18 protein-coding genes are annotated in these 23186 nt (G+C 34.7%); 4 read left to right on the top strand and 14 right to left on the bottom strand.

Annotated features, from left to right (window positions below; all coding sequences use genetic code 11):
- Positions 1-47: 47 nt before the first annotated feature.
- The 6 genes from AC2A1G_RS11425 to AC2A1G_RS11400 all read right to left on the bottom strand — a co-directional run bounded on the left by AC2A1G_RS11425 (position 48) and on the right by AC2A1G_RS11400 (position 4863).
- Positions 48-302: a hypothetical protein gene (locus tag AC2A1G_RS11425; RefSeq protein ID WP_484047045.1), complete on the bottom strand. Its 255-nt coding sequence runs from the start codon at positions 300-302 to the stop codon at positions 48-50.
- Between the two features lie 206 nt (positions 303-508).
- Positions 509-715: a hypothetical protein gene (locus AC2A1G_RS11420; protein WP_484047044.1), complete on the bottom strand. Its 207-nt coding sequence runs from the start codon at positions 713-715 to the stop codon at positions 509-511.
- A 230-nt stretch (positions 716-945) separates the two neighbouring features.
- Positions 946-2571: an L-glutamate gamma-semialdehyde dehydrogenase gene (pruA, locus tag AC2A1G_RS11415; RefSeq protein WP_484047043.1), complete on the bottom strand. Its 1626-nt coding sequence runs from the start codon at positions 2569-2571 to the stop codon at positions 946-948.
- Positions 2572-3031: 460 nt separating this feature from the next.
- Positions 3032-4135, bottom strand: a complete 1104-nt coding sequence (locus AC2A1G_RS11410) for a DNA topoisomerase IB (RefSeq protein ID WP_484047042.1) — start codon at positions 4133-4135, stop codon at positions 3032-3034.
- 12 nt (positions 4136-4147) lie between these two features.
- On the bottom strand, positions 4148-4315 hold the full coding sequence (locus AC2A1G_RS11405) for a phosphatidate cytidylyltransferase (protein WP_484047041.1): 168 nt from the start codon (positions 4313-4315) through the stop codon (positions 4148-4150).
- 110 nt (positions 4316-4425) lie between these two features.
- Entirely contained in the window at positions 4426-4863 is a 438-nt protein-coding gene (locus AC2A1G_RS11400; protein ID WP_484047040.1) for a DUF6526 family protein, read from the bottom strand.
- A 225-nt stretch (positions 4864-5088) separates the two neighbouring features.
- Here AC2A1G_RS11400 and AC2A1G_RS11395 point away from each other — a divergent pair, with 225 nt between their 5' ends.
- On the top strand, positions 5089-6858 hold the full coding sequence (locus AC2A1G_RS11395; protein ID WP_484047039.1) for an aminopeptidase P family protein: 1770 nt from the start codon (positions 5089-5091) through the stop codon (positions 6856-6858).
- A gap of 503 nt (positions 6859-7361) precedes the next feature.
- On the opposite strand, the gene AC2A1G_RS11390 is transcribed toward AC2A1G_RS11395, so the two are convergent.
- Positions 7362-7928: a hypothetical protein gene (locus tag AC2A1G_RS11390; protein ID WP_484047038.1), complete on the bottom strand. Its 567-nt coding sequence runs from the start codon at positions 7926-7928 to the stop codon at positions 7362-7364.
- A 369-nt stretch (positions 7929-8297) separates the two neighbouring features.
- On the opposite strand from AC2A1G_RS11390, the gene mnmE reads away from it, so the two are divergent.
- Positions 8298-9764 carry a tRNA uridine-5-carboxymethylaminomethyl(34) synthesis GTPase MnmE gene (mnmE, locus tag AC2A1G_RS11385; protein ID WP_484047037.1) on the top strand — a complete coding sequence of 489 codons (1467 nt, stop codon included), beginning with the start codon at positions 8298-8300 and terminating at the stop codon, positions 9762-9764.
- 90 nt (positions 9765-9854) lie between these two features.
- Here mnmE and AC2A1G_RS11380 read toward each other — a convergent pair whose 3' ends face one another.
- Genes AC2A1G_RS11380 through AC2A1G_RS11360 form a run of 5 tightly spaced genes read right to left on the bottom strand, consistent with a single transcriptional unit; the run spans position 9855 to position 19157 of the window.
- Positions 9855-10691, bottom strand: a complete 837-nt coding sequence (locus AC2A1G_RS11380; RefSeq protein ID WP_484047036.1) for a hypothetical protein — start codon at positions 10689-10691, stop codon at positions 9855-9857.
- Between the two features lie 38 nt (positions 10692-10729).
- Positions 10730-11155 carry a hypothetical protein gene (locus AC2A1G_RS11375; RefSeq protein WP_484047035.1) on the bottom strand — a complete coding sequence of 142 codons (426 nt, stop codon included), beginning with the start codon at positions 11153-11155 and terminating at the stop codon, positions 10730-10732.
- 17 nt (positions 11156-11172) lie between these two features.
- Positions 11173-11640 carry a hypothetical protein gene (locus AC2A1G_RS11370; protein ID WP_484047034.1) on the bottom strand — a complete coding sequence of 156 codons (468 nt, stop codon included), beginning with the start codon at positions 11638-11640 and terminating at the stop codon, positions 11173-11175.
- Between the two features lie 28 nt (positions 11641-11668).
- Entirely contained in the window at positions 11669-17800 is a 6132-nt protein-coding gene (locus AC2A1G_RS11365; RefSeq protein ID WP_484047033.1) for an alpha-2-macroglobulin family protein, read from the bottom strand.
- Between the two features lie 25 nt (positions 17801-17825).
- Entirely contained in the window at positions 17826-19157 is a 1332-nt protein-coding gene (locus AC2A1G_RS11360) for a toxin-antitoxin system YwqK family antitoxin (RefSeq protein ID WP_484047032.1), read from the bottom strand.
- Between the two features lie 168 nt (positions 19158-19325).
- On the opposite strand from AC2A1G_RS11360, the gene AC2A1G_RS11355 reads away from it, so the two are divergent.
- Positions 19326-20549, top strand: coding sequence for a hypothetical protein (locus tag AC2A1G_RS11355; protein ID WP_484047031.1), 1224 nt, complete (start codon positions 19326-19328; stop codon positions 20547-20549).
- Positions 20550-20571: 22 nt separating this feature from the next.
- On the opposite strand, the gene AC2A1G_RS11350 is transcribed toward AC2A1G_RS11355, so the two are convergent.
- Positions 20572-21270, bottom strand: a complete 699-nt coding sequence (locus AC2A1G_RS11350; protein WP_484047030.1) for a DUF1826 domain-containing protein — start codon at positions 21268-21270, stop codon at positions 20572-20574.
- A gap of 196 nt (positions 21271-21466) precedes the next feature.
- On the opposite strand from AC2A1G_RS11350, the gene AC2A1G_RS11345 reads away from it, so the two are divergent.
- On the top strand, positions 21467-21991 hold the full coding sequence (locus tag AC2A1G_RS11345) for a hypothetical protein (RefSeq protein WP_484047029.1): 525 nt from the start codon (positions 21467-21469) through the stop codon (positions 21989-21991).
- A gap of 75 nt (positions 21992-22066) precedes the next feature.
- Here AC2A1G_RS11345 and AC2A1G_RS11340 read toward each other — a convergent pair whose 3' ends face one another.
- Complete coding sequence (locus tag AC2A1G_RS11340) at positions 22067-23050, bottom strand: PLP-dependent cysteine synthase family protein (RefSeq protein WP_484047028.1); 984 nt, start codon at positions 23048-23050, stop codon at positions 22067-22069.
- Positions 23051-23186: the final 136 nt, after the last annotated feature.

Raw genomic sequence — 23186 nt, 5'->3', positions numbered from 1 at the left:
AATATCTGCCCGAAGACAGCTGCTTTCTTTATTAATTTAAATGAAAATTAACGGCTTCCACCACCTTGCGTATTAGGAGGTGTAGATTTATAGTTGGTAGGTTTTTGAGTAGTATCTACTTTAGAAGTTGAAGAATCTGCTGCATTTACCGGTTCAGAATTGGCAACAGCGCTGTCTCCTAATTTATTTCGCAGAGAATCTTTGTTGTGTTCAGCTTTAAATTCTTCTCTGTTCTCTTTTTTATCGGCACAGCTTGTGGCACAAAAAAGTACCAGCAATGCACTAAGTATCGTATTTTTCATATTGAATAATTGTGTGGATGATTAATCAAATATAAACATTTTAATTCAAGTAAAAAGTAAAAAGTAAAAAGTAAAAAGTAAAAAGTAAAACTTCATTAAACAACTATAGGGAATATTTTGGTAGAGTAGGTGTAGATAAAAAGTAATTGGTAAAGTATTTAAAAAATCCCCAGAATATTCTAAGGATTTTTTATAGAAATAAAATTTTATCTTCCAGTTGTTGCCGAGTCTACCTTCATAACGGTGCTGTCATTCGGTACTGCCGGAACAGTAGTGTCCATTGTTGAGGGCGATATTCTTGCAGCGTTATCTGCGGCTGTAGAATCTGTACTGTTTGCATTTGTCGAAGATTCTTTTGTACCACAAGCTGTGATTGCAAAGCCGAATAATACGGCCAATAGTAACTTTTTCATAATAATTTGTTTTGATGTATTATCAACAGTTCAAGAATTATTCCGAATGAAGTTTCCAAATATTAAAAGAATGATAAAATAACCTGCTGAATGTTAATTTATTAGAATTTAATGTGATAAAAATCTTTCACTGTAATCTTTCCAACAAAAAAGCCCCGACAAAAATTCGGGGCTGTATGAAAGTGTAGCAGGCAACAATTACTTATTGCCAATTACCAATTGCTTATCTATTATCCCAAATACGGATATTTATAATCTTTAGGAGAAACAAAAGTTTCTTTGATCGATCTTACAGAAGTCCATCTCAATAAGTTCATTTTAGATCCAGCTTTATCGTTTGTTCCTGAAGCTCTACCGCCACCAAAAGGTTGTTGACCAACAACTGCACCGGTTGGTTTGTCATTAATGTAGAAGTTTCCAGATGCATTTTCTAATGCTTTGAAAGCTTCATTTACGGCATATCTGTCTTGTGCGAAAACCGAACCTGTTAATGAATATGGAGAAGAAGAATCAACAACTTTTAAAGTTTCTGCCCAATCTGCATCTTCGTAAACGAAAACAGATAAAATAGGACCGAAAATTTCTTCAACCATACTTTCATACTGAGAATCTGTAGTTTCGATAACTGTCGGGTGTACAAACCAACCTTTAGAATCATCAGTTTTACCACCAATCACGACATTTGCAACGCTAGAAGCATTGGCTCTGTCGATATACCCTTTACATTTCTCGAAAGAATTTTTATCGATTACTGCATTTACAAAGTTTGAAGGATCTTCAGGGGAACCTACTTTAATTGAAGCAATCTGAGTTTCCATTACTTTTTTCACGTCTGCCCAAAGAGATTTAGGAATATAAGCTCTTGAAGCCGCAGAACATTTCTGTCCTTGATATTCGAAAGAACCTCTTACCAAACCAGTTGCAACGGCTTCTACGTTTGCAGAAGGGTGAGCGATAACGAAATCTTTTCCACCAGTTTCCCCAACAATTCTTGGGTAAGTTCTATAGTTATGAATATTATCGCCAATCATTTTCCACATTCCCTGGAAAACTTTTGTAGATCCTGTAAAGTGAAGTCCTGCAAAATCTCTGTGAGCCATTACTTTCTCAGCAGTTTCTTTTCCGTCTGTAAAAATCATGTTGATAACTCCTGCAGGAAGTCCGGCCTCGATCAAAACATCCATAATTACTTTTGCAGAATAGATTTGTTTGTCTGAAGGTTTCCAAACCACTACGTTTCCAAGCATTGCCATACAAGTCGGCAAGTTTCCTGAAATTGCTGTAAAGTTAAATGGAGTTACAGCAAAACAGAATCCTTCTAATGGTCTGTATTCTACTCTGTTCCAGATTCCTGCATCAGAAACCGGCTGTTCAGAATACATTTCTGTCATAAATTCTACATTGAATCTCAAGAAATCGATGAATTCACAAGCTGCATCAATTTCAGTCTGATGTACATTTTTAGACTGTCCGATCATTGTTGCCGCGTTGATTACATCTCTGTAAGGTCCTGCCAAAAGATCAGCTGCTTTTAAGAAAATTGCTGCACGGTGCTCCCATCCAAGGTCATTCCAAGCTTTTTTTGCTGCTAATGCTGTATTGATGGCATCATCTACATGCTGCATTGTTCCTTTATGATAAAAACCGAAATCATGAGAATGATCCTGCGGAGACTGAAGTTGAACGGTATCACCAGTTTTCACTTCTTTTCCGTTGATAATCATTGGGATTTCTGTCTTTTCTGCCCACATTTTTTTGTAAGTTGCAAGAAGAGATTTTACTTCTGCTGATCCCGGTTCGTAAGAAGTTACCGGCTCATTTACTGCAAATGGTACTTGCGAAATTGCTTTTGACATATAAGTTGTATTGTTTTATTTTGCTGTTTTACAAATTTACAACTTTTAAAATTTATGATGAAAAAATGTGAATAGTGAATTTTGCTTTGCGAGTGAATAGTGAATTTTAAACCATTAAGATCTTGAAGTTTTTAAGTTGGTTAAAGAAATATCTGAAGATATTATTAAGCGATCTTTACAATTAGTTTTAACTAAAGTTGATAATATTATAATTCTGAATCTCACGTCGTTTTGTCATGCTGAAAGCATCTCTACAGAATCTAATCATTAAAATATTGAAATTTTTATGTTGGTTTAAGAAAATATTAAGAAATATTTTTATCACACCGCTTAATTCAGATTTATCTGAATCTTAAGAAATCTTATAAACTAAAAAATCTTAATGGTTCAATTTTTCTTAAATGTTTAAAATTAAAAAAATTGACAAACGGAGCAAATTGACCATTTACAATACACCTGCTCACATCTTCTCTGTTTCCAAAATTTTTAAAACTAATTTTTCCTCATGTGTCAGGCCTGCTTTTCCATCATTTTCTTCGATAACCTCGAGTTCATCAAGATATTTTTTGATAGAATTGTTTTCATAAAGATTGATGACTAAAGGATGGACGTAGTATTTTCGGCAAACCGTACTCGTATTTCCCAAGTGTTGAGCAACAATATCCAAAGCGGCTTTCACTTTCTTTTTGTATTGCGTATTGTTTTCAGCGTAGCCGATTTCTTTGAAAGCAATTAAAGCATTTACCGTTCCCGACCATGTTCTGAAGTCTTTTGCAGTAAAATCTTCACCGCTCAATTCTTTAATGTACTCATTCACCATTCCGGAATCTACAGAATGCCTGTTTCCTTCACCATCGATATATTGGAAAAGTTCTTTACCAGGAATTTCCTTGCATTTCATAATGAGTTTTGCCAGTCTTTTGCTTTTGAGATTGACATTGTGCATGACACCTTTTTTTCCTTTAAATGAGAAATTTATTTTTTGACCTTCAACTTTTACGTGTTTTTCCTTTAAAGTCGTCAAACCAAAAGATCCATACAGTTTCTCATAAATATTATTACCAATACGGATGTTGGTGCGTTGCATTAAACTTACAATCAATGCTAAAACTTTTCTTTTATCAAAATTTCTTAGGGCTAAATCTTTTTCAAGCTGTAAGCGAATTTCAGGTAGAGTATATCCAAACTGAAGCATTCTATAAAATTTAGTATGGTTTCTCAGAGCACTCCAAAGTGGATGATATCGATATTGTTTCCTGTTTTTAACATCAAAACCAGTTGCCTGAAGATGACCGTTATCTAAAGCGCAAATCCAAACATTTTCCCATGCTGGCGGAATTACCAGACTGTTGATTCGTTTGATTTCTTCCTTGTCTTTTACTCTTTCATCGCCCTTAAAATACTGAAATTTCTTTCCTCTTTTACGGCGAATAATACCGGAAGCTTCTGCATCGGAAGTGTAAATCAAGTTTACAGCCTTTGCAGAAGCCACCGGATCTTTCATGATTTTGATGATCCTGGAAGGTTTTAGATGTGAAATAATTTCAAGATCTGAATTTTCCATTTTTCAAATCAATTATGAGTTTTTACCTCTTGAAAATAACCATAAAATTACTCCTATGATACCTACTGCGACGATGATTCCCCACCACATTCCGGCTTTGAAAATTGTTTCAATGGCTTCACAGCTTGTTAAAAGCATTAAACCAAATAAGGACATACATAAGAAACTTAGCTTTTTCATAATAATTTATTTTTGATGTTTATAGTATTGTTGGGTGATGGATGTTTGATGTCGGATGTAAAATTTTGGAGTTTTTGAAATCTCAAATTTCAAATTTCAAACTTCAAATTTCAAATCCTGTTCTCATCAGCCTTCCATTTTTGTATCGTTTTTTTGATTTGGTCGCCGGAAATGTTTTCTTTTAAAGCCTTTTCCAAAAGAATTTTAAATTCGTCATCGTAAGCAAAACGTAAAGCTGCAATCTGACTGAAATCTAATTTTTCTTCCACTTTATCCGACCTCAGGTTAAATATTTCAAAATACCTCTGCTTAAATTCCAGTCTTACCAGTCTGTTTTGAAGACCCAAAGCATAATGTTGGCGAACCATGATTGCCAGAAATAAAATCAGGAAAATAACAACTGAAAACAGAATCCACAAAAGCTGATTTACCGAATCAGTGAAAATTTTATACACCCCAAATCCCTGTAAAAAGATTACTAAAGGGAGGTAAATGAAATGATGAGGAGCATAAAATTTTCGGTGATTCTGGTAATTCTGCGTTTTCATAAATTTAACATTACAATAATCTTTCCAAAATGTTTTCGTGTGGTATGTGAAGGTGTTGGATGATGGATGCTTGATGTTGGATGTAGGGAATTATTAATTCAACATTGCTTCAATGAAAAAAAAGTGTTTAAAAAACTCTCGAACACCCCGCACCCATCATCATGCACCCAGCAAACTTATTTAATCCAAAAATCCGTAACTTTCGGTTTTTAAAATTGATAAAAAATGACTTCAAAGGAAAAAGTAGCTGCGCTTCGTGAAGAGATGCAGAAAAATAGTGTTGATGCATTTATAGTATATTCTGCAGATCCTCACATGAGTGAATATTTGCCTGAAGAGTGGCAGGAAAGAGCTTGGCTGTCGGGCTTTTTGGGTTCAGCAGGTTTTGTGGTAATTACAAAAGATAAAGCCGGACTTTGGACAGACGGAAGGTATTTCACACAAGCTCCAATTGAATTGGCAGGCTCCGGGATTGACCTTTTCAAAGATGGAATGGAGGGAACGCCAAATTACATTGACTGGATTATTTCTGAAATTCCGGAAAATGGAAAGGTTGCTGTCAATGCACTGGCTACATCGCATTCCAACTGGGAACTTTTATATCAAAAACTGAATGCAAAAAATTTAAATTTAATTGATCTTCCTTTGTTAAAAAAGGTTTGGATAGAAAGAGGAACACCATCAAAAAATCCTATTTATACGCATCCCATTGAAAGAGCGGGTAAATCTGTTTCTGATAAAATTTCTGCCATCCGCAAAAAAATGGAGGAGCAGGAAGTATCTGTTCATGTTATTTCCAGTTTGGATGATGTGGCTTGGACTTTAAATTTAAGAGGAAGTGATGTGGAAAGTAATCCTGTATTTTTAGGATATATTTTAATTACTAAAAACGATGCGATTCTCTTCACTGATCTTGAAAAAATGGAGGTTGAAGCCAGAAAACAAATGGACGAGGCGTGGGTAAAAATGATGCCTTACGAAGAGTTTTACAATCATTTGAAAACCGTAAAGGGTCAGAAAGTTTTGGTTTCGCCTAACAGTAATCAGTCGATTTTTGAAGCTTTAAAAATCGATAATCAATTTGTGAAAGCAGCTGTTCCGGGAAATCTGATGAAAGCTCAGAAAAACGAAACGGAACTCGAAGGTTTCAGAAAAGTGATGGTACGAGATGGTGTTGCCATGGTGAAATTCCTTTACTGGCTGACACATACCGCAGGAAAAGAAGCGATGAATGAATATTCTATCGGGCAAAAACTAAGAGATTTCCGTGCTGCAGGAGAAAATTTTGTGGGTGAGAGTTTCGGAAGCATTGTTGGGTTTAAGGAAAATGGGGCGATGATGCATTATTCCGCAAAAAGTGAAGGCAGCAAAGAGGTGACGAATGATGCGAGCATTTTGGTAGATTCCGGTGGTCAGTATTTGGAAGGAACAACTGATATTACAAGAACTTTAGCTTTGGGAGCGGTTTCGGAAGAATTTAAAATAAATTCAACCTTGGTTTTACAGGGAATGATTCGTCTGTCGATGGTGAAATTCCCGAAAGGAACAAGAGGCGTTCAGCTGGATGCGATTGCAAGACTTCCATTGTGGATGAACGGAAAAGATTATAACCACGGAACTGGTCACGGTGTGGGAAGTTTTATGAATGTGCATGAAGGCCCGCAAAACATCAGAAAAGATTTAAATCCACAGGAATTGTTGGTGGGAATGGTTGTTTCTAACGAACCTGGTTATTATCTGGAAGGCGATTACGGAATCCGTCATGAAAATCTGATTGCTGTAAAAGAATCTGAAACTACGATTCATGGAACTTTTTACGAGTTTGAAACGTTGACTTTCTGTCCGTTCTTCAAAAGTGATATTGTAAAAGAAATTCTTTTGGAAGAGGAAATCAACTGGCTGAATGCTTATCATAAAACCTGTGAGGGAAAAATTGCCCCGTTTCTGGAAGGCGAAGTGAAGGATTGGTTTTTGGAATTGGTAAGTCCGCTTTAGAAGTGAATTGTCATTAGTCAATAGTGAATTTTAAATTTAAAATCACAGGTAAGTAATTTTGAATCTTAAATCTTAAATCTTAAATTTAAAATTTAAAATAGAATCCCCGTATTTTTACGGTAAAGAAATAGTGAAATCACTGAAAGAAGTGACATGAAAAGTGGCGTAGTTTTGTAAACGAAACCAAACACATTCACTTCATATACGTTTTTATAATTAAATCATCTCAGAAATGGGATGGTTTTTTTTGGATAAAAACTTTGCAACATTAAAAACAATATTTGTTTTAACGACTGCCGGTTTTTTACAATAATATAAAACCAGCAGGCATCTTGTCGTTCCGTAGGAATCTAAACTTTCTGATTTTAAGTGTGTTGAGGTTTCTGCGGAATGACAAACAAGCTGTGAAGATTAAGTTATTATCAATTACGGATATTCATTTTGTTTTTATGAATTTTCACTAAAAAAACATTTCAATCATTCCAAAACCATTTAAATTAAAATTATTTTAGTCTCACAAAGAATACATATTGAGGAATTTTAAATTTTTGAATTCCATAACCTTTAGTTGAAGGAAACGATGAGTAAAGTTCCATTTCATGCTTTTCTAAACTGATGCTTTTCACAATTCCGCAATGTCCCCAGGTTGGTGTCCAGAATTGTACAAAATCTCCTACCAGAACGTCTTCTTTTTTGACAGGAATGCCAATACCTTTTTCAGTTAGTGCGTAAAAAACTCCTTTTGGAATCGGTGAATTTTCTTTCAGTAAATCCTGAATATTTTCGTCAGTTATAATTCTGATTCTATATTTGTCCTGTGCTTCCAAATGATGGAATTTTTCAATAATCTGAATGACCAATTCTGTGCAGACGGCTTTTTCGTAAGTTGTGGAAATTTCAGGACCGAATTTTTTTACTGCCTCAACAATTAAAATATTTTTTCCAGGAAGTTTTTCCAAAAACTCCTTTTTGGGCTCTTTCTGATTTGTTTTTTGTCTGTTCTCAGTTTCTGTACAACTCATAAAAATCAGTACAAAAACGGCTAATAATATCAGATTTCCTTTTAACATTGTTGACTTTTAGAATTGATTAGTTAAAATGTATTCAGATTTTGAAATTTGTTTCTTCTGTTCTAAATTACTAAAAAAAGAGAATAGTTTTTTTCATTTATTGAATATTTAAAAAATTGATATTGAGTGTCATAGCCCTGATGGCAACGGCATCCTTTTGTGATGAGGTACGAAGAGCAAAAGATATAGTGTACAGCAGGTTCCCGGCTCCTGAAAGTTTAGGAGAGTTGGAGTATTTGTGTAGGAGAGTTTGAGATAGAGAGGTGAAAGTTGCATGGAGTTTGAGCAATTGAGTTTGGCTGAAAATGGTGTTTTAAAACTTGAATTCTGAATCTTAAAATTTAAATGTTTATTCCGTAATTTTGCAGCATGAATCACGACACAATCTGCGCACTAGCCACAGCCAACGGAATCGGAGCTATCGGAATTATCAGAATTTCCGGTGAACAGTCTTTTGAAATTGTAAACAGAATTTTTCAAGGTAAAAATCTTGAAAAAGCAGATTCGCATACGGTGCATTATGGGTTTATAGTGGAATCCCCTAAATCCCCAAAAGGGACTTTACAAACTGCAGAAAATGGGTCAGAGAACATCCAGCATCCAACATCTGACATCCAACCTGAAGTCATAGACGAAGTTATGGTGTCTGTTTTTAAAGGTCCGAAAACGTTTACGGCGGAGGATTCTGTGGAAATTTCCTTTCACGGTTCGCCACATATTGCGAAGAAAATTCTGGAAGTTTTGATTAAAAACGGCGGAAGAATGGCGAAAGCAGGAGAGTTTACAATGCGTGCATTCATGAACGGAAGAATTGATTTGAGTCAGGCTGAGTCGATTGCTGACTTGATTGCTTCTGAAAATGAAGCATCAAGAAAAGTAGCTTTGAACCAATTGAAAGGTGGAATTACCAATGAAATTTCTATTCTGAGAACAGATTTATTAAACTTTACTTCACTGATAGAGCTCGAACTTGATTTTGCGGAAGAAGATGTGGAATTCGCCGACAGAGCAGCTTTGACAGCCTCACTGAACAGAACGGAAGTAAAACTGCGGTCGCTGATTGACAGTTTTCAATATGGAAATGCAATTAAAAATGGAGTGGATGTCGCCATTATCGGAAAGCCAAATGCCGGAAAATCTACTTTGCTGAATGCTTTGCTGAAAGAAGAACGTGCGATTGTTTCGGAAATTGCGGGAACGACCCGTGATACGATTGAGGAAGTTTTGCATATCAAAGGAACGGCTTTTCGATTTATCGATACTGCGGGAATTCGCGAAACGAAAGATATTATTGAAGAAATCGGCGTAAAAAAAGCGAAGGAGAAAATTGAAACTGCAAAAATTCTTCTGTACTTATATGATGAATTCGACTCTCAACCTGAAGAAGTAATTGAGTTTATCAAAGAATTTTACCGTGATGATTTGAAGGTGATTCTTCTTCATAATAAAATTGATTTGCAGGAAACTGCTTCTGTAAATGAGTTTGACGCAAAATTAAAAGAACAGTTATTTCCAAATTATACTTCCCAAATTATAGGGATTTCGGCAAAAAATAAAACAGGAATTGAAGAGTTAAAATCTGAACTTGCCGACTATATCCAAAATATTGAAACGCAGGAAAGTACCATCATTACTAACCAGCGTCACTACGAAGCTTTGCAGAGATCTCTGGAATCTGTGAAGAGAGTTGAAGATGCCATCTCAGGAAGGATTTCAACTGAACTTTTGGCGTATGAACTTCGCTATGCTTTGGAATATTTGGGTGAAATTTCCGGTGAGTTTACAAATGATGAGGTGTTGGGAAATATTTTTTCTAAGTTTTGTATCGGAAAGTAATTATTAAAAACAACCATTTAAATACTAGTGAAATCTCATAAGATACCATTTGTATCAGGTTGATTTTTAATGAAATAGGGTGGGAATAATTTAATAACCTGTTACCAAGAGATTTCGAGCTGCCTTTTCGCTGCATTTCTGATATTTTGAATAGGCTTTCGCCGCCCGGGAACGAATTTGTTCATTGCTTTCGGAATTTAAATATCCGGAAATGGCATCATGCAAAGTATATGCTTCGGGGCTCATTAATCCGGTTGTCCAAACCAAAGGATTGACGTTGGCTTTCTGAAGATGAGGTGTGAAAAATCTTTTACTGTAGCAAGCCAGAATAATGACGTCACGCTTTTGTTGATCAGTGTTTTCAAAGGTTTCATTCAATTGGAAATCCATCAGTCCGTCGTGACCGATGTAAGCCATTAGCTTTGCATTTCCATTAATTCCGATGACTGTTTTTCCTATTTTTAAAGTATCTTTTGTTTTCCCCGAACTGCTGTTGAGAAAATCGACCGTAGTATTTTTGATGAACTGACCATCGTAAGCATCGGCAATGAGATAGTAATTTTTGGTGGTATGTTTAAAAATTACTCTTTCCAATTTTTCAGTTTTCAGTTTTCGGCTCTCGATGAATTTCCATTCTTTACTTTTTTTAAAATAGGTTCGCACGCCAAATCCGCAACCCCAATACAAATTATTGTCGGGATCCTGACCGTTTCCAATTTTTTCAGGAACGGGCACAATTCCCTGATATTTATTATCACACAAAGCCACAAAAACGTGAATGGTTTTGGCATCAGAAGTAAATGGAATTGATTTTTTCTCTTCAGGATGTACATCAGAGATCTTTATATTTTTCTTTGGAGTATCGTTGCTGCAAGCTATCAGTAACAGGCAGAAAACAAAGGTCATACAGTTAAATAATTTCATCATTGCAGTTGTATTTTAGATTTAATTAAATTTAAAATAAATTATTCACTTTTAAGTTTTATTATTTTTCTGATTTTGAAGTAATAAAACACCCAAATCACTATGAAAATCCAAGGGATTATAAATAGATAATCCTCGGCTGAAAACTCAGAAAGACTTAGCAAAATCAGACTTAAATATAAAAATGAACCTGCAAAAAATGACAGAAAAGAATAGAATCTGTTTTCACGAACAGTTTTAAAAAGATTAAAAAACGCAGTTAAACTGAGGATGACAAATAGAATATGAACTCCCACAATAATGCCGTACCCTAAACCAGCAAAACAATCCATTCTTTGTCCTCCGTCATCATGATGATTTTGGTTCTGAGACTGGATGATAAGCAGAATGATAATTGAGGAAATAGTTCCTGCCAGAAAGCTTAACAGAAGTCCATAGGTAATTGTTTTTGTAATTTCTTTTTTCATCTGAATTTTAGCTTAGATTATTTTCGTTTCAAAACTCTTGTATCCAACTGATTTTTTATAAACAGTACAATTTTTTTGCAAGCAAGAAACGTAATTGAGCCCAGTCCCCAACCTGTAATTGCCCCAAAAATCAATCCTGCAGGAACAGCCACTCCAGAAATCCACAAGTCATATACCGAATTCAAAAACCAAAAGAATATAACGGAAATCACCGAGCATCCGATGATGAATGACAAGATGAAAAAAGCTTTAAAGCCTTTGCTGACAGACTTCTGCTGAAAACCCACCAGTAAGGATGTAGAAATAATCCCCGCACTGATCAGTAAAAAGAGGATGATTGAAACAATAAGTATCAAGGAAATTGCAATGATTATCGCAAACAAAGCAAATGCAGCTCCCATTAAAAGGAGGTTCACCAAAAAATCGTCTTCATTGCGAAACGAATCATTAAGGTTTAAAGTAACTAAAGATAATTTCTTCATCATAATTCATTTTATTTAAAAAAGCTAGAATCTATCTCTCAATTTTCACCCTTATTCCCTCAGAATGGGCACTCATATTGGGTGCATACATATTTTGGAAAGTGGTAATTCCGTTAGAAAAATCTCCTGCATTATTGGCTTTTAGCTCATATTCAAAAACATAAGTTCCTTTCGGTAAATGGCTGAAAAAGAAATTCGTTGCCGTATCTTTTGTGCTTTCATAATATCCCGCTCCGTTTTGCCATTTGTATGAGGAAAGTACATTTACAGGTTCAAAACCGCTTCCACGCATATCTTTCAGATGAATGTACTGCATGTCTTTATTGGTTTTAATAATCATTCTTACTGTTACTAAATCGCCGACTTTCAGCTTGTTTTCAGAAGTAATTTCACGAAGTTTTGGTTGATTTCCTTCAAAAATTTTGATGAATAATTTCTTTTGAATTGAAACATCAGTAGAGTTGCTGTTTTTTATGTTGTCGATGTTTTCGTAGAAAAGGCGATGCATTCCGCCCCAGGCAACTCCGGGACTCGTTTTTGAAATTTCCAGTTTGCCTTTATCAGGTGTAATCTCTTTCCAGAAATATGATTTTTTGAAATATCCAGCTTGTGAATTTTCGTCATTTTTGGTTTCAGGGTAAATATTTTCTGTACCTAATTTCATTGTAATTCCTTTTTCTGAATCGAGCCAGGATTTTCCGAAATTTAATAATGCATAAACGGCTTCTGTGGTTGATTTTGTAGTTCCCCAACTTTCCGGTTGCTTGTTTTTCAAAAGCCAGATTTTCATTTCTTCCACACTTTTTTCATCTTCTGGAGTAGCTTCTGAAAAGGCTTCTATCAACATTGCCTGTGTTTCCACCGGAGCCTGATACCAATACCATCCAGATCTGTTATCTTCCCAATACATTCCATTTTCTTCGGAGGTTTTGGCGGTTTTCTTTAATTTTAAAACTAAATTTTTCGCCTGTTCTCTGTAACCGTAACGTTGTAAAAATGTAGTAATCATCGCCTGATGATATAGGTCGTAATCTTTAAAATTATCGATATAATTTTTAGACAAATCTTTTAAAACTTCTTTAAGTTCGGAAGGAATTCCCTTTTTATGAGTCCAAAAACTTCTATAGTAGAAATAGGAAGAGTAATCTGCTAAATCAGGTTTTGTATTTGCTTTTCTGTCTTCAGATAATTGTTTAGAATAGTCTTTATCCAGATAATCAATTGTGTTGGTAATCACTTTTTCAATTTCGTTGCTGAAATATTCCTCAGATTTATCTTTCAACATTTTACTGAGTTTTCCAAAACCTCCGAGAATGTGCCCGGAAATTGTTTTATCATTGCTTCCACCCGGAAACCACGAGAAACTTCCGTTCGGATTTTGGCGTTTTACCAGGTCGTGTTGGGCTTTTTTCAGGTCTTTTTTCATTTTGTTTAAATTGAAAAAGAACGCCAGTTCCTGCATCTGCTTTTCTTTATCTTTAATATCCTGAAGCCACGGTGTTTCCGAAATAAGAATATTTTTCAGTTCTTCATTGGCTTCCAGAGGGTTGTTTGCAGTTTCTTTATTATTCCATTCATCAAAAACTTTTTTAATCTTCGGGGAAGAATTCATAATGTAAGCCGACAACATATTTCCGTACAGTCTGCTGAAAAGCTGCTCAGAACATTCGTGTGGGAAGGTTCTCAGATATGGAATTGACATCACCGCAAACCACAATGGATTGGATGTAAGCTCCACACTCAGATTAAAATTGGCTGCAGAACTCGAATTTGGACTGGTAATTCCATTCATTTCGTAGGTTTTACTTTGTCCTTCTTTAATGAAGATTGGTACTGTTTCTGTCACAAGTATTCTGTCTGATAAAACAGAAAGCATACTTTCTTCGCCATCAGAAAATTTCCCTGTATTGGCAACAATTTTATAGCTGACGGAATTGACATTGTAAGGAATTTTTATTTTCCAGATCACTTCTGTTGAAGCCTTTGAACCGATGGTCATTTTGGTTAAATTTTCCTTATTCAAAAATTCTGCATCCAGAGATTTGTTAGTTTCCGGATCAAAAAGGTGGAGTATTGCGTTTCCGGAAACTTTCTTTTCAGTAAGATTATCAATTTTTGCGGAAATAAGAATTTCGTCGCCCTGTCTCAAAAATCTTGGTGGATTGGGCGTTACCATCAGTTCTTTTTGAGTTTGAGAAATAAATTCTGCAGAACCCGTTTTCAAATCTTTGGTGTGAGCAAATAAGAGAAGTTTCCATTGGGTGAGGGCCTCAGGAGATTTGAATTCAAGTTTAATGTTTCCTTCACTGTCTGTGTATAAATTCGGGAAAAAGAAAGCAGTTTCGCTGAGGTTGGTTCTGGTTTTTACATTTTTAAGCAATTCTTCCCGCATTGCTTTTTTAGAAGTAACAACGTAGATTCCGTTTGCAGCTTGCTGACCATACAGTGCCACAGCATCTTTAGAATTTAAAAAAATGGTTTCGGCAATTTCTTCATCAGGAAGATTTTTATCTGAAATTTTCCCGTCAATTACATACAAAGGTGATGCTTTCGTATCTTTTTTACTTGCAAGACCAGTGACTGCAACTTCCTGAACCTCTACACCGCGAGTTTCTCCACTAACCATTGAAGCGGTTGCATAAGAACGATACTCATATCTCGGTCTACGGATAGAAGTATATTGAAGTGCCGGAACCTTAGGACTTGGAAAATCTGTTCCGGACGGAAGTAGAAATTTATTGGCTGATTTCTGAAAACTGTTGCTGCTTAAATCTGTTAAGTCTGATAAAAGGTCGTCTGTTGACGGATTGTAATATTCATAATTAGAGTTGTATCTGTAATTATCATTTTGCGGAATGTAATGAGTAAATTTAAACTCATTTTTTGCAAATTGGTCGAGAGAAGCGTCGTACATCGTTGCCAAAACCTCTGCATTGATCTTGTCTTTGTCTTTTCCTTTGATGGTCAGAATCCATTTTTCCTGATTTCCGGGCTGCATTTTATCTCTGAAAACTTCTGTGGTAATATCGAGTTCACGGTTGATATTTTCTTTAATGTCAAATGTAATTTTCCGTTTAGAAAAATCATTGTCATGAATGAAATCATATTCCAGAAAAGGCTTAATTTTTAAATCTTCATTGGTAACTATAAAACTGATTTCGGCTTTGCCGTTTTTCATTGCGATTTGCTGATAATTTTCTTTTTTGTTGTTTCTGATGAATCTGTAGTTCACAAAACCTTCATCAAAATCTGAAAATACGGTAACCGTGGCTTTTTCGCCCACTTTGTAAAACGGTTTATCAACGTTGATACCTGCAAAAACAGGATTTCCGTTTCTGAAAGTTTCATTATGCAGAATTTCAACAATTTTGTAGCTGGAAACAGTATCGTTTTCTACAATCGTTTGTGCTTCAATTAAATATTTTCCGGGCTCTGGGTTTGCAGTCAGTTCTACAGTTTCAGAATTTCCGGTGTCGAAATTTTTAGTTAAAACAGTTTTTCCTTTTTTCAGTTTATTATTAAGTTCAGGCAAATCATAGCTGATGTATGGGAAATATGCATCAAAAACTTCTCTGTCGTAATGCTGATACAGGAAAATTGAATTCTCATCAGAATAATCCCGGTTGTAATTCATAAATCTCGGCAGAAGAATTTTTTCCTGACTTCCCAATTGAGTTACAGTAACATTCCCTTTTGCAGAAATTTTTTGGTCATTTAAATTTTTGACTGTCACTTTCACAGATTCCCAGTCTTTTTGAAGCATTTTTTCAGGAACAGAAAGTTCTATTTTTGCATTGAGATCACCTACGGTTACTGTAGATTTGGCGTTTTGAGATTCGCCGTTCACATCAGTTACAAAAAACGAAACAATGTATTGGTAACTTCTTCTCGTGTCATTTGATTTACTGCCAGCTTCCGCTGAAAATGATATGTTAAAATTTCCATCAGCGTCTGTTGTGGTTTCACCATGAGCAATTTCAGCATCATTTTCATAATTTTTATAATCGTCATAGTAGTATCTCCACAAATAAATTCTCTGTCTTTTTACTTCATATTTTACCGTTGCAGCCGAAATATTTGCCCCCGAAAAAGCCTGAGCTTTACCGCTAATTTTCACAGAATCGCCCAGTTTGGAGATTTCTTTCACAGAATCTACAACCACCTTAAATTTCGGACGTTTGTATTCTTCTACCAATATTTCTTTGTAAGACTTAATTTCGTTCTTGTCGGATTCTTCCGAGAAATACTCCATGATGAAATAATATTTTCCCGTCAATCCGCCGGAAGGAAGTGCAAATTCTCCGGAAATGCTTCCAAACTCATTGGTTACTGCTTCATTTTTGGCAATTTCCTGTTGGTTATTATTGAATAATTTTACCAAAACTTTCTGCTTGGGAAGTACTTTTGTTTTTTCGTAATATTCCTGTTTTAAAATTCCTTTATAGAAAACTTTTTGTCCGGGACGGTAAATTGCTCTGTCTGTGTAAATGATAAAATCTTTCAAAATCGGTTCTTTCGCTTCTTCTGCTTGTGATTTTTCATTTCTTATATCATCATAATCATCGTCTATTGCAATGTATTTCTTTAAAACAGGGAAGTAGACGATGCTGTTGCTGTAATCTCTTTTTTCAGATTTTAAAAATGAAAATATTCCGTCTTTATCAGTGATTCCGTTGCCTGTGGAGATAATTTTGTTGTCTCGTTTTTCGTTGTATTTTCTGTCATAATCATCGATATTCTGGTAAACTATGTATTGTGAATTGGCGATGCTTCTTCCTGTTTTAGAATTGATAACCTGAAAATCTACTTTCGCATCATCTTCAAATCTTTTGATGTAATATAAGTCTGAAACCACGATTTCAGATTTTTTTTCATCGTCTGCCACAGAAGCCGTTACCTCATAAACACCCTCTTCCAAAGGCGGAAGTGCCAATGTGGTTTGATGGGCTTTGTAATCATCAAATTTTTTCAGTTCGAAATCGTCGGTTCTGAAATCAATGTCTGGGAAATTAATGTTGGTATAAACAATACTTTTGTTTTCCACCGAATATTGATCCCAAATCACTTCTTTATCGAAATTTATTTTCGCAGATCTTTTAGAAATTTTAATTTTTACCTGATCAGTATTGGTATGGGTCGTCCTCATCGGAATGTATTCTCCGGGAAGATTTCTTTCGGGGATTTCAATGGAAAGTTTTTTCTCTTCGATGACATTAATTAAACTTTTGCAATGGTTTTTCCAGTTGGAATTGGGTACTTTATCTATAGCTTTAGTGCAAATCCGATGTGCGTTCACAAGATTTTGAACTGAATTTTCCTGTTTAGCAAGATTAGCGGCTGTATGAAGCAAATACGCCGAAAATGGTTCGCTGAGGTAAGAGTCTGCTAAAGTTTCGTAAGCCAGAGCCTGTTCTTTAGAATTTCCCTGTATCAAAGTGCTTTGCAGATACAAAAGTGCAGTTTTGTCTGTGTCATTTCGATGAAAATCAATAAGTTCCTGCTTTGTATTGTCAGATTTTTTATGGTTTTGATTAATATCTGAGAAAATTTGTTTTTCTAAAAACTGCAGGTAAGATGTAGCAACAAAATCGTATAAAGTAGGTTTGAATTTTGCGTACTCGATATCGTAAATAAGAGTATTCCAGTTTACAACTTTTTCGCTTTGAAGATTTTTGTCAGAAATTGCCTCGATGTAAAGTTGATCAATTTCTCTGTCGAAATCTTTTATAGACCACGTTTTGTAATCTTCTGGAAGTTTTTCTAACGGAGTGATGTCAGTTTTTGTAATTCTGTAACCATATTCACTGATGTAAGAATCATAAATTTTGGCGAGGTAAAAACGGAAAAGCGTTTTGCGGAGACCTTTGGTTTCGGTAATTTTTTTTCTTAAAACTAAAATTAAATCCTTTTCATTTTCAATGTTTTCTTCATCATCATCGTTAAACCTATCATAACCAAGATACATCACATCCCGAATTTCTTCCTGAATAGAATCTGTTGTCGACAGCGGTTTGGTTGATCTTATGGGTCTGTCGTACATGCCATCTATCGTCGGTACCGGCGCTTTTATTTTTACAGGACGCAGTTTTGGAGCGATTTGAGAAAGGCCGGCAGTATAAATGAAAATTGAGAGAAATAGTATTATTTTAATGAATGGCTTCATTTGAATTTTGTTTTGGAAATGAAAATTAGTTTAAAACGAAATTTGGAATTTCAATAATATCGCCTGACTTTTCAGGAATAAAATAACCGCCGTTTTCCCGAAGCAGTACATATTTTTCTGGTGCAATATTGAGGTAAATCAATGCAGATTCTTTCTCTTTTGTCAGAGTTTTTGAGGAAGATTTTAAAGTTTTCCCCATAAAATCTGGTGAGGCAAAAAACAGTGTTTCGGAGATTGTTTTATTCTTTAAATCTTTATTGGACCACGTTTTTTTTGAAAATTTATCAAAGATCTTTTCTTTAGAGTAGCTTTCAATATCTCTAACAGAAATCAGTTGAGTTTCCTGATCTAAAAAGTCTTCTAAAGGTTTCCAAGCATCATCAGACCGGAAATTGAGTTCAAGCCTCATCCACTGACTTCCATTGTCTTTAAAAAAAGTATAGGCAGTTTTTCTGTAGAGATTTTTTTCGGGATGTTTTTCTAAAAACTGAATTGTTCCACGGTATAAAATAAGATAGCTGATATAATTTAATTTAACATCAGAAAACGGATAACTGCGGTATTCGATGAATGTTGGAGCTTCTAAAATTGCACTTTTGTAATTTTTATAATAATATTGTCTTCCATTTTTAAGCTCTTTTGTATTTTTAAAATAGGAAGTACTGTCGAGTTTCTGAAGAAGATTTCCGTTCTCATCGAAGTTTTTTTCTACGACAATTTTGCCATTGTGATACGTATATTCTACTGCGGTTTTTAGCGTAGATTTCCAGTATTTAATGCTTGTATAATCTCTGTCTGAACCTTTGTATTCTGGTATATATACAGATTGTTCGTACTTTGATTTCTTATTGTATCTTCTGTAATCGATAGAATTCTCCAGGTGACCTGCGGTTCCGGAAATAAGATAGCCATTTTTATACAGACTTTCTCCCAAAAGACTTCCGTCAGACTTGTATTCTATGGTTTTTCCGTGTTTAAGGCTGTCGCCATATTCTATAGTTTTCCAGAGTTTTCCGCTATCAAAATAATAACTGAGTTTCTTTTGCTTAGATTTATTGATGTAGATAGTAGAATAATAATCTTCACCATTATTTCTGTACCAGAAAACCTCACCGACGTAGTTTTTTTCAATGCCGTCTGCATAATATCCCTGCATTTGAAGAGTTTTTTCTTTCACATAAAAATCCCGTAAGAGATGTAAATTTTGTGTTTTAAGCAAAGGCATAGGACGATAATAGAAAGCTTTCTTTTCGCTGTTGACCACTTTCCAGTTGATGTCATGAAATATTGTTTTTTCCTGAGAAAATGCAAGCGTAATTTGTAAGATAAAAAAAAGAAGCAGTTGTTTTTTCCGCATTATGTGATTTTGAGTAAATATACATAATTGGCGAATATTTTTTTTATCAATTCTATTTTAGATCGGTTTAATTTAATTTATTGAAAATCAAATATTTATTAAAGTTTAAGATATTTCTAAATACCTTTTTTAATTTTCAAAATGGAAAACTTTTAAACAAAATCCCTGATGAATGAAAAATATTTTGATGAAATTGTAGAAAGTTGTATTTTTAGAAATATAAAAAACGCAAGAAAAATGATTTTCAGAAAGATTTCAATCGTTGCAATCACGGTTTTTAGCATCATCAATATTGTCGGACAACAAAAGTTTTATCCGTTTTCATACGAAAATAAAGATGGACTGTCTGATGATAAAGGAAACGAAATTATTGCCCCAATCTACGATTACTGTAGAGAAAGTGATGATAGAAAACTCTTGATTTTCAAACCGGGATTTGATTCAAGAAATCTAAAGACCTTTTGCTTTGATGTAAATGCAGAACAGGGCAAAAAATATGAAACTTTCTATGAAGATGAGGTTAAAATACAAAAAGTCAGTCACCATTTTGTAGAAGAAATCAACGGAAAGAAATATCTTTTGAATTCTGAAACTGCTGAAAAAATTAATTTTAAAGATGATGTTTACAGCCTGAAAGATTTAAGTGAACAATTTATTATCGCTAAGTATTTTGCTAAAGAAATAACGGTTCCGAAAGTTGCTCCTAAAAAAGTTACTCCCGTAAAAGCCAAAGGAAAATTGCCACCTCCAATTTTACCGCCTCCACCAATATCGCGGGAAGAAAGCGGCACTGATTACGTAATTTATAGTAGTACCGCTAATTTGAAACCTGTTTTACGTACAAAAGCAAATCATTATTATTTACTGAATAAACAAGCTCCTGAAAATCAACCAGACGAAAACGGAAATGTGAAAATGCAGATTGTCACCATCAATCTCAACGACTTTGATTTTGTTTTATTTGAAAACAAAGGAAATTACGAGCTCTATGACAAAGATTTTAAGCTGATTAAAAAATTCACTTCAAAACCAAGCGAAGAATATGGAGTAAGTGAAGAAGCGATGAAAAAATCTGAAACTTTTGCAGGCAGTAAATTTGAAAGACACCGCGGAGGATACCCTTCTGTAGGAATGGCTTCGGATGGAAAAAGAGAAGAACCCAAATTTACAACTGAACGTGACAGCGGAATTTATTATTTTGTAGATAAAAGAAACGGTGTCAACAGAAAAGTACTTTCTTCACCTCTGAAAATCACATATCATAATGCATCATTGCGTTTTGAGGATGTGAAAAATGAGAAAAGTACTTATTTTAAATTTAATGAAGAGACGCTGCAATTCTATATTCCAAAAAAATATTTGGATGAGTTAGGCGTTAAAATTTTGAATTGAAAATTTTAATTTTTCTGGAAAATCAGCAAATCAACAAAAGTCTATATTCCCCGTCATTTTCTACCGGAGCCCGATGAATACACGGCAAAACCTTTTGCTCAGGATGATCTACCGCCAGTCTCCAAAGATTTCCCTGTCCAAGATTAGTTGGGTGGGAGTCTTTTTTGGGCTCGTAATGCAAATCAAAGAAATTTTCTTCTAAAAAAGTTTCAAAGTCATCCTCAGAACATTCATGTAATTCTTTAAGTTTCTCACGGATTTCTGGAATTAAAACCTTCTGAACCGCTTGGTCATTCGGCAAAATATCGCTGGAAGCGCCGTGGTAAGTGCATAAGAAAGTATCTGCTAATATGGGCGAACGGTCTACATGAAAAGAATAAACGTCTGTCGAAATAAAATCAAATTCATCATCCCGCTCATAATTTTTGAGTAAGTTCAGCGTGGGTAAAGCTCCGAAATCTGTCAGCAGCTGCAGATCATTTAAAATAATTTCTCTTGCAATTTCACCATTTGCTGAAAGTTTAAGTTCTAAAAGATCCTCCGTTGAAACTACAGTTATATTTTCGTCTAACTGAAGTTTTGAAACAATTTCTTTAAAATCACCATTCAGATTTCTTTTCCAGCAGAATGAATTCACAGTTCCTTGAAATTCAGAAGAAACTAATTCGGAAAAAGATGAAACGATACCAAAATGTTGATTTTTAGATGGGAAATTTTTCATTAAAATGATGAAATTTAAAACTCCCTAAAAATAGGGAAATAAATTCTAATGATTTCTTTTCTGATCAGTCCAAAATCTTTTCAAAACACGACCAACTGCTCATTTTTTGATTTTTTGTAATTTTAAATGATTGCAATTCCATTTTTAGAAATGACTTAAAAACTTATCTTTGTACACTCAATACAGAATGAATATTATGAGCGACGAAAAAAAAATCATTATAAAACCTAAAAGACAGGACTTTGAAGAAATCTATTTCAGCGGAAATCAGGGAAGTTTATTTCTTTCAAACGATACCCGAGGCAAAACTTTTACGCTTATTGTAATTGCTTTGATTTTGGGAATTCTTTTCTTTTTTAAGGATGATTTAAGCAAAGAGAAATTTGGAATTCTGTATTTTGTGAGTTTTCTTTTTTTGCTGACAGCGGTTTTTCTTTCTGTAAGCGTCAACAAAGTTTCAAGATGGAAAAAACAGGTGAATTCTTATCTTGTTAAACTTGAAAACTGTAAGATTTATGAAGTGATTTTTAATCAACAATTCTTCACCGTAAATATCTACGACGAAAAAGAAACCAGCGAATGGAAGGATTTTCAGACATTTGAAATCAATGAAAAATATATTGCTCTGGAAGGAAAATACAGCTATATGTTTCCAAAAAAATCGATGAGCGGAAGCGATTTTTCAGTTTTAAAAAAGATGATAGAATCTCAATTAAAATAGATTTATAAGATATAATTAAAAACAAAAAAACTCAGAGCAAACACTCTGAGTTTTGTATTTTAATGTGGAAATTTATTAGTCTAACCAACCCATTTCACGCATCCAATCGTCATTGTAGATTTTTGCCACATATCTTGAGCCGTGATCGTGAAGCAAAACAACAATAACGTCATCTTTTGTAAACTGATCTTTCATCTGAACCAAAGCAGCCATTGCACTTCCTGCAGAATAACCACAGAAAATACCTTCCTCTTTTGCGAGTTTTCTTGCGTAGATGGCTCCATCTTTATCAGTTACTTTTTCGAAATGATCAATCACCGACATATCGTAATTTTCAGGAAGAATATCTTCGCCAATACCTTCTGTGACGTAAGTATAAGCATTTTCAAGATGAATTTCACCCGTCTCGTGAATCTCTTTCAGAATTGAACCGTAAGTGTCAACACCAATTACTTTGATATTTTCGTTTTTCTCTTTAAAGAATTTTCCACAGCCTGTAATTGTTCCTCCAGTTCCTGCTCCTACTAAAAAGTGGGTCAGTTTACCTTCTGTCTGTTCCCAGATTTCCGGTGCTGTAGATTCGTAATGTGCAGTACGGTTTGATAAATTGTCGTATTGATTTACATACCAGCCGTTTTCGGTCTCTTTTGCCAGTCTTTTTGAAACTGAATAATAAGAACGAGGGTCTGTAGGCTTCACATCTGTAGGGCAAACAATTACTTCAGCACCTACAGCGCGAAGAATATCACATTTTTCTTTAGATTGCTTTGCATTGGTAACAAAAATACATTTATAACCTTTCACGATTGCAGCCAAAGCCAGTCCCATTCCTGTGTTTCCTGAAGTACCTTCGATGATGGTTCCGCCCGGTTTCAGTCTTCCGTCTTTCTCGGCATCTTCGATCATTTTTACTGCCATCCTGTCTTTTACAGAATTTCCGGGATTAAATGTCTCTACTTTTGCCAGAACAAGTGCCGGGAAGTCTTCTCCTAAAACTCTGTTTAGCTTTACCAAAGGCGTATTTCCAATGGTTTCGAGTATATTTTCTGCGTATTTCATACTTATCTTTTCTAAAGCCACAAATATAAACCTTTCAATTTTAAGGTTTTAAATGTGATAAAATCTTAAATGATACAAATTTTAAATTACGTTGGAAATTTAAAAATAAAATCAATAAAATCAGAAAAAATAAATA

This window comes from Chryseobacterium sp. HNCC26DJ240 (assembly GCF_057180485.1).
This window is presented reverse-complemented; position numbering and strand designations above follow the sequence as displayed.